The sequence below is a fragment of the Hydrogenophaga sp. T2 genome (assembly GCF_049843535.1).
Taxonomy (GTDB): domain Bacteria; phylum Pseudomonadota; class Gammaproteobacteria; order Burkholderiales; family Burkholderiaceae_C; genus Hydrogenophaga; species Hydrogenophaga crocea.
The window spans coordinates 1-17,537 of sequence record NZ_JBBHZJ010000003.1 but is presented as its reverse complement, the minus strand read 5'-3'; the positions used below and the strand labels follow the sequence as shown (position 1 = coordinate 17,537).

Annotated in this window: 20 protein-coding genes; 13 read left to right on the top strand and 7 right to left on the bottom strand. The window is 66.7% G+C overall.

Annotated features, from left to right (window positions below):
• Nucleotides 1-4: 4 nt before the first annotated feature.
• Complete coding sequence (locus WDZ95_RS07125; protein WP_425777296.1) at nt 5-916, bottom strand: YicC/YloC family endoribonuclease; 912 nt, start codon at nt 914-916, stop codon at nt 5-7.
• A gap of 60 nt (nt 917-976) precedes the next feature.
• Here WDZ95_RS07125 and WDZ95_RS07120 point away from each other — a divergent pair, with 60 nt between their 5' ends.
• The 5 genes from WDZ95_RS07120 to hemW are packed head-to-tail and all read left to right on the top strand — an operon-like array spanning nt 977 to nt 5,471.
• Nucleotides 977-1,987 (top strand): serine/threonine protein kinase, encoded by a 1,011-nt coding sequence (locus tag WDZ95_RS07120; RefSeq protein ID WP_166227294.1) that lies wholly within the window; start codon nt 977-979, stop codon nt 1,985-1,987.
• Nucleotides 1,984-2,886: a PP2C family protein-serine/threonine phosphatase gene (locus tag WDZ95_RS07115; protein WP_166227293.1), complete on the top strand. Its 903-nt coding sequence runs from the start codon at nt 1,984-1,986 to the stop codon at nt 2,884-2,886. Before WDZ95_RS07120 ends, WDZ95_RS07115 begins: the two co-directional genes overlap by 4 nt.
• Before the next feature lie 31 nt (nt 2,887-2,917).
• Complete coding sequence (rph, locus tag WDZ95_RS07110; protein ID WP_166227292.1) at nt 2,918-3,646, top strand: ribonuclease PH; 729 nt, start codon at nt 2,918-2,920, stop codon at nt 3,644-3,646.
• Nucleotides 3,643-4,254: a non-canonical purine NTP pyrophosphatase gene (locus WDZ95_RS07105; RefSeq protein ID WP_425777293.1), complete on the top strand. Its 612-nt coding sequence runs from the start codon at nt 3,643-3,645 to the stop codon at nt 4,252-4,254. Before rph ends, WDZ95_RS07105 begins: the two co-directional genes overlap by 4 nt.
• Nucleotides 4,251-5,471 carry a radical SAM family heme chaperone HemW gene (gene hemW, locus WDZ95_RS07100; RefSeq protein ID WP_425777291.1) on the top strand — a complete coding sequence of 407 codons (1,221 nt, stop codon included), beginning with the start codon at nt 4,251-4,253 and terminating at the stop codon, nt 5,469-5,471. The genes WDZ95_RS07105 and hemW overlap by 4 nt, the downstream gene beginning before the upstream one ends.
• A 10-nt stretch (nt 5,472-5,481) precedes the next feature.
• Here the strand turns inward: hemW and WDZ95_RS07095 are convergent, their stop codons facing one another.
• The 5 genes from WDZ95_RS07095 to WDZ95_RS07075 form a co-directional block, all read right to left on the bottom strand.
• A complete protein-coding gene (locus tag WDZ95_RS07095; RefSeq protein ID WP_425777289.1) occupies nt 5,482-7,311 on the bottom strand; it encodes a PAS domain S-box protein in 1,830 nt (609 codons plus the stop codon).
• Entirely contained in the window at nt 7,304-7,687 is a 384-nt protein-coding gene (locus WDZ95_RS07090; RefSeq protein WP_166227288.1) for a response regulator, read from the bottom strand. Before WDZ95_RS07090 ends, WDZ95_RS07095 begins: the two co-directional genes overlap by 8 nt.
• A complete protein-coding gene (locus tag WDZ95_RS07085; RefSeq protein ID WP_425777287.1) occupies nt 7,684-8,802 on the bottom strand; it encodes a sensor histidine kinase in 1,119 nt (372 codons plus the stop codon). The genes WDZ95_RS07090 and WDZ95_RS07085 overlap by 4 nt, the downstream gene beginning before the upstream one ends.
• 139 nt (nt 8,803-8,941) lie before the next feature.
• A complete protein-coding gene (locus tag WDZ95_RS07080; RefSeq protein ID WP_287470195.1) occupies nt 8,942-10,351 on the bottom strand; it encodes a heavy metal sensor histidine kinase in 1,410 nt (469 codons plus the stop codon).
• Nucleotides 10,348-11,031 carry a heavy metal response regulator transcription factor gene (locus tag WDZ95_RS07075; protein WP_166227285.1) on the bottom strand — a complete coding sequence of 228 codons (684 nt, stop codon included), beginning with the start codon at nt 11,029-11,031 and terminating at the stop codon, nt 10,348-10,350. The genes WDZ95_RS07080 and WDZ95_RS07075 overlap by 4 nt, the downstream gene beginning before the upstream one ends.
• 202 nt (nt 11,032-11,233) lie before the next feature.
• Here WDZ95_RS07075 and WDZ95_RS07070 point away from each other — a divergent pair, with 202 nt between their 5' ends.
• Entirely contained in the window at nt 11,234-11,626 is a 393-nt protein-coding gene (locus WDZ95_RS07070) for a DUF4148 domain-containing protein (protein ID WP_166227284.1), read from the top strand.
• A 176-nt stretch (nt 11,627-11,802) separates the two neighbouring features.
• On the opposite strand, the gene WDZ95_RS07065 is transcribed toward WDZ95_RS07070, so the two are convergent.
• On the bottom strand, nt 11,803-12,621 hold the full coding sequence (locus tag WDZ95_RS07065) for a hypothetical protein (protein WP_425777284.1): 819 nt from the start codon (nt 12,619-12,621) through the stop codon (nt 11,803-11,805).
• Between the two features lie 137 nt (nt 12,622-12,758).
• Here WDZ95_RS07065 and WDZ95_RS07060 point away from each other — a divergent pair, with 137 nt between their 5' ends.
• The 7 genes from WDZ95_RS07060 to WDZ95_RS07030 all read left to right on the top strand — a co-directional run bounded on the left by WDZ95_RS07060 (nt 12,759) and on the right by WDZ95_RS07030 (nt 17,394).
• Nucleotides 12,759-14,066: a tyrosine-type recombinase/integrase gene (locus tag WDZ95_RS07060; RefSeq protein ID WP_425777283.1), complete on the top strand. Its 1,308-nt coding sequence runs from the start codon at nt 12,759-12,761 to the stop codon at nt 14,064-14,066.
• Between the two features lie 93 nt (nt 14,067-14,159).
• Nucleotides 14,160-14,408, top strand: coding sequence for a hypothetical protein (locus WDZ95_RS07055; RefSeq protein ID WP_425777281.1), 249 nt, complete (start codon nt 14,160-14,162; stop codon nt 14,406-14,408).
• Nucleotides 14,409-14,426: 18 nt separating this feature from the next.
• A complete protein-coding gene (locus WDZ95_RS07050; RefSeq protein WP_425777279.1) occupies nt 14,427-14,966 on the top strand; it encodes an HNH endonuclease in 540 nt (179 codons plus the stop codon).
• Nucleotides 14,959-15,624, top strand: coding sequence for a hypothetical protein (locus WDZ95_RS07045; RefSeq protein ID WP_425777277.1), 666 nt, complete (start codon nt 14,959-14,961; stop codon nt 15,622-15,624). The genes WDZ95_RS07050 and WDZ95_RS07045 overlap by 8 nt, the downstream gene beginning before the upstream one ends.
• Before the next feature lie 99 nt (nt 15,625-15,723).
• Nucleotides 15,724-16,401 carry a hypothetical protein gene (locus WDZ95_RS07040; protein WP_425777275.1) on the top strand — a complete coding sequence of 226 codons (678 nt, stop codon included), beginning with the start codon at nt 15,724-15,726 and terminating at the stop codon, nt 16,399-16,401.
• A 113-nt stretch (nt 16,402-16,514) separates the two neighbouring features.
• Nucleotides 16,515-17,024, top strand: coding sequence for a DUF6988 family protein (locus tag WDZ95_RS07035; RefSeq protein WP_425777273.1), 510 nt, complete (start codon nt 16,515-16,517; stop codon nt 17,022-17,024).
• Between the two features lie 169 nt (nt 17,025-17,193).
• Entirely contained in the window at nt 17,194-17,394 is a 201-nt protein-coding gene (locus tag WDZ95_RS07030; protein WP_425777271.1) for a helix-turn-helix transcriptional regulator, read from the top strand.
• Nucleotides 17,395-17,537 lie beyond the last annotated feature (143 nt).

Below are 17,537 nucleotides of genomic sequence, written 5' to 3'. Positions count from 1 at the left end.
GGATTCACTCAAGGTTCTGCACCTGCTCGCGCATCTGTTCGATGAGCACTTTCATGTCGACCGAAATGCGCGTGAGCTCCAGGCTCGAGGACTTCGAGCCCAGGGTGTTGGCTTCGCGGTGCAGTTCCTGGATCAGGAAATCGAGCCGCTTGCCGATGTCGCCGCCGCGCTGGATCAGGCGGTCGATCTCGTCGAGGTGCGAGGCGAGCCGGGTGAGCTCTTCGGCCACGTCGATGCGGATCGCGAAGGCCGTGGCCTCAGCCAGGGCCCGGTCGCGCGCGACCTCGCTGTTCGCCACGGCACCGCTCGCGTCGGCGCCCAGGGCTTCGTTCCAGCGGTCGAGGAAGCGCTGGCGCTGCTGCGTCACGAGCTGGGGAATCAGGGGTTCGGCGGCCCGGGCGAGCGTGCGCAGCTGGGCCGTGCGGTCGTGCAGCATGCCCGCCAGGCGCGCGCCTTCGCGGGCCCGGGCCTCGATCAGCTGGGCAATGGCGCTCGCCGCGACGGCGGCCACGCGGTCTTGCGCGTCGGCCGGCAGCGGCGTGCCGCGCGCGCTCAGGCCGATCACCTCGGCCACCGAGAGCGGGGCGGCCTGGGGCAGCCAGGCGCGGATCGCGTCCTGGGCGCTCACCAGGCGCTGCAGTTCAGCGCTCGACGGCGCCCGGGTGCCCGCGTCGCCGCGCTGCTCGAACCAGGCGCGCAATTCGACCTTGCCGCGCTTGAGCGCCTGCGTGAGCTGTTCGCGCAGCACGGGCTCGGCGCCGCGAAGCTCTTCGGGCAGCTTGAAGGTGAGGTCGAGGAAGCGGCTGTTGACCGAGCGGATTTCGACACCGACGGATGGTCCCGCATCGTGGGCGGCCGGTGGGGATGCGCCGCCTTGCTGGGCGGTGGCGTATCCGGTCATGCTGTAAACTGCCATCGCTCTGGGCCGGTCGGTGTTGGAGGTCCAAAACGGGGCGTTTCGGAAACCGATCGAATTATGTCAAAGGTCAAACCCGCACCCTTGCCGCCCGACACGGTGATCGGCGGCTATCGCATCGTTCGCAAACTCGCTGCCGGCGGTTTTGGCGTGGTCTACCTCGCGGTCGACACCGAAGGCCAGCAGGTCGCGGTCAAGGAATACCTGCCGTCGTCGCTGGCCTCGCGCGCGCCCGGCGAGCTGCTGCCGCAGGTGCAGCCCGAAAAACTTTCGCTCTACCGCCTGGGCCTCAAGAGCTTCTTCGAAGAAGGGCGCGCCCTCGCGCAGATCTCGCACCAGTCGGTGGTGAGCGTGCTCAACTTCTTCCGCGAGAACGAAACCGTCTACATGGTCATGAACTACCTCGAGGGCTCGTCCCTGCAGGAGTTCATCATCACCGCGCGCGAGCTCAAGAAGCAGAAGGTCTTCCGCGAATCGACCATCCGCTCGCTCTATGACGAGGTGCTGCGCGGCCTGCGCATCGTGCACCAGCACAAGATGCTGCACCTGGACATCAAGCCCGCCAACATCTTCGTCACCGACGACAACCGCGCGGTGCTGATCGACTTCGGTGCCGCGCGCGAGGTGCTGAGCAAAGAGGGCAACTTCATCCGCCCCATGTACACGCCCGGCTTCGCTGCGCCCGAGATGTACCGCCGCGATTCGTCCATGGGCCCGTGGACCGACATCTACGCCATCGGCGCCTGCATCTACGCGAGCATGCAGGGCTACCCGCCCAACGACGCGCCGCAGCGCCTCGAGAAAGACCGCCTCTCGCTCGCGCTGTCGCGCCTGCGCGGGGTGTACTCCGACAATCTGATCGAGGTCGTCGAGTGGTGCATGTCGCTCGATCCGCTGTCGCGCCCGCAATCGGTGTTCGCGCTGCAGAAGGAGCTCAGCCGCGAGACCGAGCGCAGCTACACCAAGCTCACCGTCGCCGAGAAAATGCGCCTGCAGTTCGACAACATCGTCTCGGACAAGCAGAAGTCGCTGCTGCGCAAATCCACCGACGTGGGCACCAAGTTTCGATGAAGTTTTCCGTCTACCAGATCAGCCGCCAGGGCGGCCGCGAACGCAACGAAGACCGCATGGGCTACGCGTACACGCGCGAGTCCGGCCTGTTCGTGCTGGCCGACGGCATGGGGGGCCACCCCGAAGGCGCCATGGCCGCGCAGCTCGCGCTGCAGACGCTGTCGGCGTACTTCCAGAAGGCCGCCAACCCCACGGTGCGCGAGGTGCCCGAGTTCCTCTCGAGCGCGCTCATGGCCGCGCACCACCAGATCATCCGCTACGCCGCCGAGAAGGGCATGCTCGACACGCCACGCACCACGCTCGTGGCCGCGGTGATGGAGCGTGGCCACATCCACTGGGTGCACTGCGGCGATTCGCGCCTGTACATCGTGCGCGACGGCGAGCTGCTCACGCGCACGCGCGATCACTCCTACATGGAGCAGCAGCAGCACCTGGGCCGAGCCACCGAGCACATCAACCGCAACATCCTGTTCACCTGCCTGGGCTCGCCGGCCAAACCCGTGTATGACCTCTCGGGCCCCGTGCAACTGATGCAGGGCGATCGCGTGCTGCTGTGCTCCGATGGCCTCTGGGGCACGGTCGAAGACGACGAGATCGTCAAGGAGCTGGCCGCGCACCCGCTTGAACAGGCGATCCCCGAACTCGTCGAGACCGCGCTGCGCCGCGGCGGCGCGCGCTGCGACAACGTGACCGTGCTCGCCATGGAATGGGAAACGGCCGACGAATACCAGAGCACGCGCGTCTCCACCGACGACATCGAAGACGGCGTGTTCGCCTCCACCATCCAGTCGGGCGTACCCGACCCCACCATCGAAGACCTGGACGACGCCGCCATCGAGCGCTCGATCGCCGAGATCAACGCGGCCATCCAGCGCACCGCAGCGGCGCGCAACTCCTGAGCCTTCGGCTTCCTCTCTCGAGGTTTTTCCCATGACGGTTGCTTCCCGACCCGGCCAACGGGCCGCCGATGCCCTGCGCCCGGTGCGCATCACCCGCGGCTACACCATGCACGCCGAAGGCTCGGTGCTCATCGAGTTCGGCAACACCAAGGTGCTGTGCACCGCATCGGTCGAAGAAAAAGTGCCGCCGCACAAGCGCGGCAGTGGCGAAGGCTGGGTCACGGCCGAATACGGCATGCTGCCGCGCGCCACCCACACCCGCAGCGACCGCGAGGCCGCCAAGGGCAAGCAGAGCGGGCGCACGCAGGAGATCCAGCGCCTGATCGGCCGCTCGCTGCGCGCCGTGTTCGACCTCAAGGCGCTTGGCGAGCGCACCATCTCGCTCGACTGCGACGTGCTGCAGGCCGACGGCGGCACGCGCACCGCGGCCATCACGGGCGCCTTCGTGGCCGCGCAGGACGCGGTGAACCGCCTGATCGCCGACAGCAAGCTCGGCGCCTCGCCCATCCGCGACCACGTGGCCGCGATCTCCGTGGGCATCCTGGGCGGCGTGCCGCTGCTCGATCTGGAATACGTGGAAGACTCGGCCTGCGACACCGACATGAACGTGGTGATGACCGGCGCCGGCCACTACGTGGAGGTGCAGGGCACGGCCGAAGGCGCGGCCTTCACGCGCCGCGAGATGGACGCGCTGCTCGCCCTGGCCGACAAGGGCATCGCCGAACTCGTGGCCCTGCAGAAGGCCGCGCTGGCCGCATGAAGCTGGTCCTGGCGTCGAACAACGCGGGCAAGCTCGCCGAACTGCAGGCCCTGTTCGCCCCGCTGGGCGTGCAGCTCGTGCGGCAGTCCGAGCTGGGCATTCCCGAAGCGCCCGAGCCGCACCGCACCTTCGTGGAAAACGCGCTGGCCAAGGCGCGCCACGCGTCGCGCCTGAGCGGCCTGCCCGCGCTGGCCGACGACGCCGGCCTGTGCGTGGAGGCCTTCGGCGGCCTGCCCGGCGTGGACACCGCCTACTACGCCACGCAGCACGGCCTGCCCAAGGGCGACGACCACAACGTGACCGCGCTGCTCGAGCAGATGCGCGGCGTGGACGACCGCCGCGCCGCACTCGTGAGCACGCTGGTGGCGCTGCGCCATGCCGACGACCCCGAGCCGCTCGTGGCCACGGGCCGAGCGCCCGGCCTGATCGCGCGCGAGCGCATCGGCGAGCACGGCTTCGGCTTCGACCCGGTGATGTTCATCCCCGCGCTGGGTCAGACCTTTGCACAGCTCGACCCCGCGGTGAAGAACCACCACAGCCACCGTGGCCAGGCCGCACGCGCCATGCTGGCCCTGATGCGCGAGCGCTGGTTCGCGCCCGCGGCATGAGCGAGGTCCACGCGCGGCACGACCCGCGCCACTGGATGCGCCCGGGCACGCTGCAGCTCACGGCGCTGCCGCCGCTGTCGCTCTACATCCACCTGCCCTGGTGCCTGAAGAAGTGCCCCTACTGCGACTTCAACTCGCACGAGTGGAGCGCCACCGCCGCGCCTGGCGAGCCCATGCCCGAGGCGCGCTACCTCGACGCGCTGCGCGCCGACCTCGAGGCCACGCTGCCGCTGGTGTGGGGCCGGCCGGTGGTGAGCGTTTTCATCGGCGGCGGCACGCCCAGCCTGTTCTCGCCCGACGCGATCGACCGCCTGCTCGCCGACGTGCGTGCGCGCCTGCCGCTCGAGGCCGACGCCGAGATCACGCTCGAAGCCAACCCCGGCACCTTCGAGAAGGACCGCTTCCGCGCCTTCCGCCAGGCCGGTGTCACGCGCCTGTCGGTGGGCGTGCAGAGCTTCAACGACGAACACCTCAAGGCCCTGGGCCGCGTGCACGACGGCCGCCAGGCGCGCGCCGCGCTCGACGAGGCCGCGCAGGTGTTCGACACCTTCAACCTCGACCTGATGTATGCGCTGCCGGGCCAGACGCTCGCCCAGCTCGAGACCGACCTGCGCACCGCGCTGTCGTACGCGCCGCCGCACCTGTCGGTCTACCACCTCACGCTCGAGCCCAACACCTACTTCGCCAAGTTCCCGCCCGCGCTGCCCGACGAGGACACCGCCTACGACATGCTCGACCGCATCACCGCGCTCACCGGCGAGAGCGGCCTGCAGCGCTACGAGGTATCGGCCTACGCGAAGCCCGGCCACGCCTGCCGCCACAACCTCAACTACTGGCGCTTCGGCGATTACATCGGCATCGGCGCGGGCGCGCACGGCAAGCTCAGCTTCGCGCACCGCGTGGCGCGCACGGTGCGCATCCGCGAGCCGCGGCTGTACATGGAGCGCGCGCTCGCGGGCGATGCGCTCGCGGCCATGGACGAGGTGCCGCGCGCCCAACTGCCCTTCGAGTACATGCTCAACGCGCTGCGCCTGCGCGAGGGTTTCGCGCTGGCCGACTTCATGGCCCACACCGGCCTGCCGCTGTCGAGCGTGCAGCGCGCGCTCGACGAGGCCCAGGCCAAGGGCTGGCTCGAACGCGAGGCCGGCTGGGTGCGCCCGAGCGAGCGCGGCTTCGATTTCCTGAGCGACCTGCAGTCGCTCTTTTTGCCCGACTGAGCCCAGGCCCTCAGGCCGCCGACAGCGAAGCCGCTGCGGGCTGCGCCACCAGCGGCAGGCGCAGCGTGGCCGTGGTGCCCTGGCCGAAGGTGCTGTCCAGCGACACCGTGCCGCCGTGCAGCTCCACGATCTCTTTCACCAAGTTCAGCCCCAGCCCGGTGCCCGGGATGTTGCCCGAGGTGTCGGCGCGGTAGAAGCGCTCGAAGGCGCGCTGCAGTTGCACCGGTGTCATGCCCAGGCCCTCGTCGCGCACCTCGATGGCCACGACGCCCGCGCCGTCGGCGCCGGCTTCCACGCGTGCCGTGAGCGCCACCGGCCCGCCCGCGGGCGAGTACTTGAAGGCGTTGCTCAGCAGGTTGGTCAGCGCCTGCTGGATCTTGGCGGCGTCGGCCAGCACCTGCACCTCAGGGATCTCGCCCACGGTGACGCTGCGCGCGAGGTCGGTGCCCGCCGCGTCCTGGATCGCGGCCTGCACGATGTCCGTGAGCGGTGCGGGCACGATGTGGAAGTCCTTGCCCTGGCGCGCTTCGATGCGCGAGAGGTCGAGCAGCTCCTGGATCAGGTTGGCCAGCAGCTTGCCCTGGCGGTGCACCGTCTGCAGCAGGTCGAGCCGTTTCTCGTCGCTGTAGCGGCGGTGGATCATGAGCTCGGTGAAGCCCAGGATGCTCGCCAGCGGCGTGCGCAGTTCGTGCGCGGCGGTGGCCAGGAACTCGCTCTTGAGCCGGTCAACCTCGCGCTGCTGGGTCACGTCGCGGAAGTACAGGAAGGTCTCCGCCACCAGCCCCTTGGTGCGCCGCACCTCGCACTCGAGCACGCGCAGCGCGGGCTGCTGCAGCTGGAACACGCGCGGCGCCGCCGCGCCCGTGGCGGCGGCCGTGAGTGCGGGCGTTTCCCCGCCGCACAGCGCGCCGAACCAGCGCTCGAAAGCCGCGAGCGTGCGCACCTCGGGCGGCAGCGGACCGGCCATGGCCTGGAAGGCCGGGTTGGTCGACACCAGGGTGTCGCTGGCGTCGAACACCACGAAGCCGTCGGGGCTGAGGTCGAAGGTGGCGTTGAGGCGTGCCGTGCGCTCGATGAGCTTTTGCTTCACCTCGATCTGCGCCGACACGTCCTCGATCACGTGGATGTAGTGCGTGATGCGGCCCTGCGAATCGCGCACCGGCGAGACCGAGAGCTTGTTGTGGAAGGGGCTGCCATCCTTGCGGTAGTTGAGCAGCGTGATGCCCAGCTCACCGCCCGACTGCAGCGTGCGCGCGAGCAGCGCGAGGTCGTCCGGATCGGTGAGCGCGCCGTTGAGCAGGCTGGTGTCGCGGCCCAGCACCTCGTGTGGCGCGTAGCCGGTGATGCGGCTGAACGCGGGGTTCACGTGCACCAGCGGCTGCGGGTAGTTGCGCGCATCGCTGATGCAGATGCCGTTCAACGCGCAGTCGACCGCGCGGCTGTAGAGCGCGAGGTACTCCTCGGTGAACTTGGCCTCGGTGAGGTCGCGCACGATGCAGGTGTAGCGCACGTGCGCGTCGTTGGCGATCTCGCCCAGCAGCAGCTCCACCGGGAACGCGGTGCCGCCGTGGCGCAGGGCCTGCAGTTCGAGCTGGCCGACGCGGCTTTGCGTGCTGTGCATCAGCATGCTGTCGGCCATGGTGGCGCGCAGCCGCTCGGTGTCCAGGCCGGGCAGCAGCTCGCCCAGGGCCAGGCCCAGCAACTCGGCCGAAGGCCGGCCGAACATGCGCTCGGCCGCGGGATTGACGCTGACCACGCGGGCCTCGTCCGACGCGCCGATGATGGCGTCGGCCGCCGTGTCGAGAATGGCCCGCAGGCTGGCCTGCGTCGCTTCAGCCATGGCGACTCAGCAGGTCGTCCACCAGGTCGAGCAGCTTGAGCGGGCTGAACGCCTTGGTGAGGTAGGCATCGCAGGCCACGCGCTCGCCGAGCTCGAGGTCTTCCTTCTGCGCGCGCGCCGTGAGCAGGATGATGCGGGTGCCCGGGCCGAGCTCCGGGTCCTTCTTGATCTTCTCGCACACCTGGAAGCCGTCGAGCTCGCCGGGCATCATCACGTCGAGCAGCACCAGGTCGGGCCGCAGGCGGCGCGCCATCTGCCAGCCGTCCATGCCGTTGTCGGCCTCGTGCAGCTCGGCGTCTTCGAGGTGCTGCAGCGTCAGGTTGACCAGTTTGCGGATGTCGGGCTGGTCGTCGACGATGAGGATGCGGTGCGTCATGCGGGGGCCTTGGGGCGTGGTCGTTGCCGCGCCAGCAGGCGCGAGAGGTCTTCGGCGTAGATCTGGGCCTGCAGCAGGTCCAGCTGGTGGTGGTTGCGCAGCGGCGCGCCCGTGGGCAGGTCGACCCGCACCAGCAGCTCGCCGCCTTCTTCGTCGATGCGCAGCCGTCCGCCGTGGCGCTCCACGATGCGCTGCACCAGCGGCAATCCGATGCGCTGCGCATCGGGCACGCCTGCCACGGCCTGCAGCGGGCGCTGCGCCTGCTGTTTCAGGGCCGGGGCGGCCACGCCGCCGGCGTTGCGCAAGGCCACCTGCAGGTGCGCGCCGTTGGCCTGGAAGCTCACGCGCACCGCCACCGGCTGGCTCAGTGGCACCTGGCCGCGTGCGTGGTCGGCCGCGTTGCGCAGGCATTCGGTCAGCGCGCGCCGCAGCAGGCGGCGGCTGCCGTACACCGGGGGCAGGTCGTCGCGCGCGCCTTCGGGCTGCAGCACCACGTGCGCGGCCTCGAGCGCGGGCGCGATCTCGCGCGCGGCCTCGTCGAGCAACTGCGGCATCAGCACGCGTTCCTCGTCCACCATCACCTCGTCGCCGAACACGTCGACCAGGTCGCCCAGGCGCTGCAGCTTGTCGTCGAGCGCGCGCACCGCGGCATCGCGCGGTTCGCCAGCGGGCGTGTCCAGCACCGCCTGCATGGCGGGCCGCAGTTCGTCGCGCAGCAGCGCCATCACGCGCGGCAGGTCGGTTCGGGCGGGGTCCGTGGGGGCCGGGGCGGGCGCTGCCCCTGGCAGCGGCTGGGCCACGATGTGCATGGCCACCAGGCCGGCGATGGGGCGCGGCGCGCATTCGCAGACCAGGGTCTGGGCGCCCTGGTCGGCATGCACCTCGACCGAGAGGCGGGTGTCGCTGCGCGCCTGGCCCTGTCCGATGTCGCGCACCAGCGCCTTCACCTGCGGGTCACCGGGCAGCGCCAGCGCGGGCCGGCTCGACAAGGCCTTGGCCGCCTGGTTGGCGAACGCCACCTGGCCGTCGGCGTGGAACAGCAGCAAAGGCGCGCCCACCAGGTCCAGCAGCAGCAGCAGCGGGTGGCCTGGCGGAGCGGCGGTGGCGGTCGGCATGGTCTTGTGCGTCGGCGGCACAAGCGCCGACACGTCCTTGTGTCTGGCGCATCGGCCGCCGGCCGGCGCCATTGAGGCCCGTCCGACGGGCGGGCCCCCGCGGCGTGAACAGGATCACGCCGAGCGCCCGGGCGCGGCCTCAGGCCGGCGCGGTGACGCTGAAGCCCACGCGCGTGCGGCCGCCGCCCGATTCGGCCGCGGCCGCGCCGTCGTGCATGCGCGCGATGGCGGCCACGATGGACAGACCCAGGCCGTGGTGCGGCTTTTCGAGTTCGCAGCGCGAGGCGTCGCTGCGGAAGAAGCGGTCGAACAGGCGCGGCAGGTGCGCGGCCTCGATCTCGGGGCCGGTGTTTTCCACCCACAGCCGCGCGCCGTGGTCGCCCTCGCGCAGGATGCGCACGCACAGGCGCGAGCCCGGGTCGGCGTAGCGGATGGCGTTGCCCAGCAGGTTGGACAGCGCGCGCTTGAGCAGGGGCTCGTCCACCGAGAGCATGGCATCGCCCTCGATGTCGATGCCCAGCCCGGCCTCTTCCATGGGCGCTTCGTGAAACTCCACCACCTGGCGCACCAGCTCGGCCAGGCTCACGGGCGCACCGCGCCGCGCCTTCACGCCGCGGTCGGCCTGGGCCAGGAACAGCATGTCGTTGACGATGCCCGCCATGCGCTGCAGCTCTTCGAGGTTGGACAGCAGCACCTCTTCGAGCTCGGCCACGCTGCGCTCGCGGCTCAGCGCCACCTCGGTGTGGCCGATGAGGTTGGCCAGCGGCGTGCGCAGCTCGTGCGCCACGTCCGCGTTGAAGCCTTCGAGCTGCACGTAGGTGCGCTCCACGCGCTGCATGAGGCCGTTGAACTGCTCGATCAGCGGCTGCAGCTCTTCGATGGGCACGGGCAGCGACAGGCGCTGGTTGGGGCGGCTCGCGTCGATGGCGCGCGTTTGTGCGGCGAGGTCGGCCAGCGGGCGCAGGCTGCAACGCACGCGCCAGAAGGTGGCCCAGGCCACGAAGGCGCCGCCGGCCAGCGTGGCGCCGATCAGCAGCAGCGCCATGCGCCGGCCGTGTTGCGCGTCGCTGGTGCAATCGAGCACCACGCGGCCCTGCAGCGGCTCGCCGCCGCCTGCGCGCGGCACCGCGAAGCGCAGCTCGCGCGAAGGCGCGCGCTGCGGGTCGAAGGTGGGCGAAGGGTCGCGGTAGAGCTCGGTGCCGTCGGCCCGCAGCATCTGCACGAAAGTGCCGGGCTGGCGCTCGCCGAGCCAGGCGAGCTTGTTCGCCATGGCGCGCTCGCCGCCCTCGGCGTCGGCGGTCTTGAGCACGTCCACCAGCACCGCCGCGTAGCCGCGCAGGTGCTCTTCCTGCTTGCTCTTGAAGAGCATGAAGGTGGCGAAGTAGATGCTGGCCAGCAGCACGCCCAGGCCGATGATGGTCTGCAGCGCGAGCAGCAGCGACAGCCGCTTGCCGATCGAGTAGACGCAGGCCGTGGGGGCGGCGGCGCCGCTGCCTTCTGCCGCGGGCGCGGCCGCGGGCAGCGGCGTGTTCAGGGTTTGGGTGTTCATGCCGTGCGGTCCTCCAGCACGTAGCCCATGCCGCGCACGTTGTGCAGCAGCTTGGGCCGGAAGGGATCGTCCATCTTGGCGCGCAGGCGGCGGATCGCCACCTCGACCACGTTGGTGTCGGAGTCGAAGTTCATGTCCCACACCTGCTCGGCGAGCGTGGTGCGCGAGAGGATCTGGCCCTTGCGCCGCGCCAGCAGCGCCAGCAGCGAGAACTCCTTGGCCGTGAGCTCGAGCCGCTGGCCGTCGCGCCAGGCTTTGCGGCCGATCAGGTCCATCTCGAGGTTGCTGATGGTGAGCTTGGTGTTGCTCCCCTCGCTGCTGGCCGGGCCGCGGCGCAGCAGCGCGGCCACGCGGGCCAGCAGTTCGGAGAACGCGAAGGGCTTGACCAGGTAGTCGTCGGCGCCGGCCTGCAGGCCGCGCACGCGGTCTTCCACCAGGTCGCGCGCGGTGAGCATGAGCACGGGGGTGTTGCGCTTCTCGCGCAGTGCCGCGAGCACGCCGAAGCCGTCGACGCCGGGCAGCATGATGTCCAGCACGATGAGCTGGTAGTCGCCCTCGGTGGCCAGGTAGCGGCCCTCGATGCCGTCGCGCGCGACGTCGACGGTGTAGCCGTCTTCCGTCAGACCCCGTTTGACGTAATCGGCCAGTTTGGCTTCGTCTTCGATGACCAGGATGCGCATGTCAGGGTGGCAGCAGCGTGGGGCGGCGCGCACTTCGCGCCATGCGAAATTGTCACGGAAAGTGCGCGGGCGCTGGGTTACCGATCCGTAATTCTGGCGTTCGGAAGATGACAGACCCGGTTTTTAAAGTTCTGTCCATGCCGGGAAACAAACGGCATCTGGTGTCTCCTCCCCTCCAACTGTCGTCTCCAAAGGAATTCCCATGAAAGCCGCTCTTCTGCCCATCGCCTTCGCCCTGACCGCCGGTGCCGCCTTCGCCGAAGGCCCGCTGCAAGGCAACGAAGTCTTCAACTTCCAGTCGCAACTGACCCGCGCCGAGGTGCAGGCCCAGGTGGCCCCCGCCTACAAGGCCGACGTGATCGCCCGCGGCGAAGCCAGCCCCTCGCAAGCCCAAGCCACCGTGGTGGCCAGCGGCCTGAGCCGCGCGCAAGTGCAGGCCGAGGCCGCCGAAGCCTACCGCCTGGGCCTGGTGGCACAAGGCGAAATCCTGCCGGTGCCGACCGCCGCGCAGAACGAACAGATCCGCCTGGCCGGCCAACGCGCCGTGCAAGGCAACGCCGTGGTGCAGGCCCCCGCCGCCACCAGCGTCAACTGAGCATCGGCCGGGCGTGCCCGGCTGTTGTGTTGTCTCCTCCAAGGTATGGATTTGAAGGGCTGCCCGAGGGTGGCCCTTTTTTTTTGGCCACCCGAGGGCAGCCCTTTTTTATTGCCCGTCCACGCGGGCATTGAAGCGCGGCTGCCCGCGTTCATGTTCCAGCCGGCGCGCTGAACTCAGCCCCGCGCGATCCCGCCGATCATGGCCGCAAAGGGCTGGCCGCCCAGCGCCTGCACGAAGGTGTGGAGCACGAAGGCCGTGTACAGCACGGCGGCAGCCCGCACCCTGCCGACCGCGGCGGGTCCGCGCCAGCGCGCGATCAGCCAGGCCAGGGCCGGTACGCCCTGCATCGCGTGCGTCGCGAAGAAGTGCGGCACGCGCAGGTCGCCCCCGTCGCGCGACCAGCCCATCGGCCACAGGCCCGCCGCGTCGCTGGGTGTGCCGCCGACCCAATGGTTGGCTTGCGCCGCCAGCGTGCCGGCCGTCAGCAGCGTCAGCGGCAGGGTGAGGCCCAGGCCCCACACCACGCCGGCGCGCAGCGCGGGTGAAAGACCGGGCCCGCGCGCCCGCGCGACCGCAAAGGCCATGGTCGCGGTGGCCGACGTGAGCACCACCGCCGCGAAGCCCATGGTGCCGTACAGCACCCCGGTGGGCAGGCTGGTGACGTTGAAGTGCGAGCCGGTGCCCAGCGCCGCAGCGCCCGCGATCCAGGCCACTTCGGCCAGCACCGCCAGCACGACGGCGCGTTCGTGCCAGTGCCACCAGGGCCGCGACGTGACGGCCGCCGCGGCATGGCGCGACGCCCAGGCCAGCGTGAGCAGGTACAGCACGAACGACAGCAGGAACTTCAGCGGCTTGATCCACACCGGAATGCCCTGGTACAGGCGGGTGTCGATGGCGAGCGCGATGGCGACGGGCAGGGCCGCAATGGCCAGCAGCACGGCCAGGCCGGTGTAGCGAGGAGAGCTGCGGTGCAGTTGACGGAGCCCAAGCATGGTGTCAGGCGGACGATCGCCCCTCGCATCTGGCGGAGACGGTGTCCGCCATGAATAGGATTTAAGAAGTCTCAGGAGATATCAAAACCAGAACACTTCCACTCTGTACAGGGAGAGGTGTTGACCCGCATAGGGTCATGACGTATCGTGCAATCTCGTTACGGATGGTACGTTTTTTGGTGCAAAGGCGGACGATGCCAAAGAAAGCAAAGGAACTCGGCCCGCTTGAAGTGAAGCGCATCTTAGAACCGGGGCTTCACTTCGTGGGAGGGGTCGCTGGTCTAGCGCTTCAGGTCAGCGAGACCGGGGCGAAGAGCTGGGTGCTGCGCGCTGTGATCGGGAACAAGCGACGCAAGATGGGGCTTGGGGGATTTCCGGATGTTCCCCTGGCTCAGGCGCGCTCACGTGCCATTGAAGCGCGCAGCCAGATCCGTAACGGGGTGGACCCAATCGACGAAAAGAAGGCCCGTCGCCGTGACCTTGCCGCAAGTCGAGCCAAGGATGTGACCTTTAAGCGCTGTGCTGAGGACTACATCACCGCTCACCGTGGTTCTTGGAAGAACGATAAGCATGAGGCACAGTGGTCTAGCACGCTTGAGAACTACGCATACCCAGTGATTGGCGACCTCTGGGTGCGGGATGTGACCATTGAACACGTGCTACGCATCCTCAAGCCGATATGGCACACCAAGACTGAAACGGCGAGTCGCCTTCGGGGGCGGATTGAAACAGTGCTCGACTCGGCCACCACTATCGGCCTGCGCGAGGGCGTGAACCCCGCCAGGTGGAAGGGCAACCTATCCACGCTGCTACCTGCGGCAAAGAAGATCGCCAAGAGTTCGCATTTCAAGGCGGTACCTGTCCCCGAACTGCCAGCCTTCTTTCAGCGCCTGCAGGCTCACGAGGGCACCTCAGCTCGGGCACTTGAGTTCCTGATTCTGACCAATGTCCGATCGCACAACGTGCGACATGCGAGCTGGTCTGAGATTGACTTGCAGACCAAGACTTGGCTCATTCCTGGCGAGGACACAGAGGGATCGAAGCAGCGGATGAAGGCCGGTGTCAGCCACAGAGTTCCTCTTTCGCCTGCCGCGCTCAAGCTGCTGGATAAGGTGGGGAAGACGGCCGGTACGGACCTGATCTTTCCTTCTCCGCGCAAGCTCGCTCCTTTGTCCGACATGGCACTCAGCAAGCTCATGAAGGACATGCAGGGCAATGGAGTGCCCCACGGCTTTCGCTCGACGTTCAGGGATTGGACGGTGGAGCGAACGAACTTCCCGAGGGAGGTTACTGAGCGCGCCATGGCTCACGCGGTGGGCGACAAGACCGAGGCCGCTTACTTGCGCTCGGATGTGTTTGAGAAGCGCCGTCGCCTGATGGATATGTGGGCGACGTACTGCACGACAAAGCCCCAGATCGAGGGAAAGGTGGTTGCGATCCGCTAAGCCCTGCGGCGGTCCATGCAGGGCAAAAGTCGGGGCTGGCAAGTGGTGGAGCACGAGCCAGCCCCTGACCACGAAGCACACAGGAGGTGCAACATGGCTCGTGACATTGTGAAGGATGCAGCGGAGGAGCTGGAACAGGCGAGAGAGTCGGCCGGCAAATGCAAGGACGAACTATTCCAAACACTTGCGCTGATACACGCCGCCTTTGACCTCGCAGAAGGGGGTGGAAATCTCGTAGATACCAAGCTTGGCATGACGAGTCCCAATTCCCGGCTGCTCTCGCTATTGATCTTGGCACAAGACAAAGCCGCGGCAGCAGTCGATCAACTCGACTTTGTCTAGGGTATGGCCACGAGCGCGATGCTGCACCGCCCCATCTATGGGGGGGTGTTTGGCCGTGGCCGGTACGCTCTGGCGACGCTACCCGTTGTGGACAGGGGGCTGCACGTCCTGCAGTTTCTGGTGATTGAGCCTGGCCCTGGTGTTGTCTTGAGCATTGCCGGGGACAAGGTCGAAGCACTGTCTGCAGCGCGACGCCTCCTGCAAGCCACGGAGCTTCTCGGGCGAGCTGAGCGAGAAGCCGCAGCCATGTCAGGCGAGCAGCAAGACCTCTGGCCCCGGGAGGCATTTGAACAGCCTCCGGTGCGAGAGCGCCAAGTGTCGCGGCGCAGGATGGAGGTGTTCAACCGTTGCAACGGACGCTGTCACTACTGCTCAACGCCGCTCAATTTGGACGGAAAGTGGCATGTCGAGCACGCACTACCACGGGCGCTCGGTGGTCTTGACGAGATCAGCAATCTCTTCGCCTCATGTCCAGCCTGCAACCTAGCCAAGAGCGACAGGACCGCGCTGGAGTTCGTTACAGCCAACACGTTGAAAAAGGAGAACGCCCATGGCTGAGCCTCAGAGTAATCAGGTCTACCGTCCAGAGAGCAAATCGAAAGGACGCTTCTATGACCCCCCAGAAGAGATCAAACTAGGCAACGGGCTCTCAAGGATCGAGGAAGGAAACAGGTGGGTGTTCGTTGGTACTCGCGAGGCAGTCGTATCTGCCGGGATCGTCCCTATGCACTTGCTGCCTGGTCAGCCAGGGCAACCGAAAAATTCGGTATCGCTGCGACCGCGTGGTGTTTGCTTCGATGGTTCAGTGCACTTCGCACCTGGCTACATTCGGATCTTCCAAAAGGGCGATGGCCGTCTTCGTGTAGTGCTCAACATGAGCGCTGAGGAGGTGAATCTTCGAGAGAGAGAACGGCAGAAGCGAGAGGCCGACGCTGCTGCAGCTAGTTCTGCATTGCTCGCTGAGCTTCCTGCTTCGATCGTTTCGTATTGCGAATCGGCGATTAAGATCAGTGGAGGGAGATGGGCCGTTGAGCAATGGTTCAACAGTCCTGAATGGCTTGCTCAAAGTGAGGTCGCGCCAAAGACGCGCAGGCAAGTTCTGGATGCACTCAAGGTGTTCGAGCTTGTCGAGATTGAACGTCGCTTATCGAAATCCCCGATGAAGGAAGCGAAGAGCGTGATCTCGGCAGCCAAGCAATCCTCGGTGAGGAACTGAGATCTTGAGTGAGCCCCAGCTAGGCCCGCGAACCGAAGAGCGGTGGACCTTCACCAGCCTGCTGGGGCACCCGTTGAAGGGTACCGAGAAGGGGTGCGAGTGAACGAAATTCAGTTGCTCGGAGACGGAAGAGATGTCGCGCGCATCACGGCGTGGATGTACTACCCACGAGACCAAGTACTGCGCAAGATGCACTTAGAGCGGTTTGAGGTGGTTAACACACTTGCGCAGATTGCCGATGAAGGCGAGCTGCTCCAGGTGAGAGCCGACACCATGAAGCGCCTTCTGCATGGACCAAGTCGCTCAGAAATTGCGCATTTGCAGGCTGAGGCTGTAAAGCAAGGAACAGTCGCCGGAGACCTGCTGCACCTGATCTATCAGATGCATCAACGCGGGCTCGACGAGCCCAGCCTTGGAAAAGCTCTAAAGGAGTATCAAGCCTTCTCTCTTGGGCCGAAGTACGGCGACAAGACCCCACTGAAGCGGGCGGAGCAAACCTTGCGTGATTGTTTCGAGGCATTCGCACCCGTTGCGCATATTTGGGCTGCGTTTCGTCTGAACGGTCCATTCCCCTACGTCGATCCCCCTGAAGATCTTTTCAGTACCGCAGAGGGGCGCAATCGGTTGCTCGGAGTTGCTAAGGCACTTGGAGAGTTCGCCACCACATTCACGCCTAAAAGAACGCGACCTGCGAAGCCGGTGATCGACCCTCGTGTATTGGTCCGCATATCCAGTTCAATCCCCGCCATGCGTTTGACCTTCAAGGAAGTCTCGTGATCTCTATAAGCCTAGAAGCACGTTTAGCTCATGAGCACGAGAGACTTGTTCAGTTGGTCAGGTGGATAGAGGACAACACCCGTGGGTTGGCTTTCCCGACAGATGACAGAACAATGCTCACGATCGGTTGCCTAGACGTTGCCATTGAGCACCAAGCTGCGATCGCCTTGCTGACTGGCGCTTCATTGCACGGTTCTGCATTTGCACTGCTCCGCAGTGTCGCCGAGGCTTTCGTTCGAGGTGTCTGGCTACAGGCTTGCGCTACTGAAGAGCAGCTAGCAGACTTCAAGCTGGGCAAGTTCCATAAGCACTTCGCGGATCTGATTAACGAGTACGAAGCGGAGATCGGTACTCCATCCGGAGTTATGTCGCAGTTCAAGGCGAGCGCTTGGAAAGCGCTCAATGGCTTCACGCATACGGGCTTCCATCAAGTTTCCCGCCGACACAGTCCAGGACGACTAGGAGGCAATTACTCTGAAGAGGAAATCTCTGATGCGCTTGGCGTAGCGGGCGCTCTTGGGTTGATTGCTGCAGGCCATCTGATGGCGATGTCTGTTCAACAAGGGTCAATGCAGCCTTACTTCGACAAGTTGGATGAGTATGCGAAGCCTTTGCTCGCATAGCCCCCACTCTCCCCATAGCGGCTCCCAAGTTCCAGCTTTCTGATGGCGTCTCAGTGAACCACATTGACCGGTCTAATCAGCTTTAGACCAGTTTTCAGTTGAGGACGCAAAAACGAGCATCTCTCCACCCCGGCGTCGTTGGACGAATCGGGACTAACTGGAGCCCCAGATGCATCAACTGCAAGCGCGGTCATATCGACCCAAGCAAGCCGCCGAACTCCTCGGCATTGGAACCGCTACCCTTTGGCGGTGGATCAAGGAGCGCAAGGACTTTCCACAGCCCAAGCGCTTAAGCCCTCGCTGCACCGTTCTCGATGGTGCTGAGCTGATCGCCTGGCGTGATGCTCAAGGGAAGGAGGCTGCGCAATGATGGCCGCCCTCCTTTATCTCTGGAGCCGCCTTCGTTCGGGGAGGTTCCAAAAATGACGAAGACCCCAGCACCTTCCACAGCACTTGGGGCCCCCGGCGAAACGCATCGTGAGTGTAAGGCTCGCAGCACTGCAAGTGAAGCCC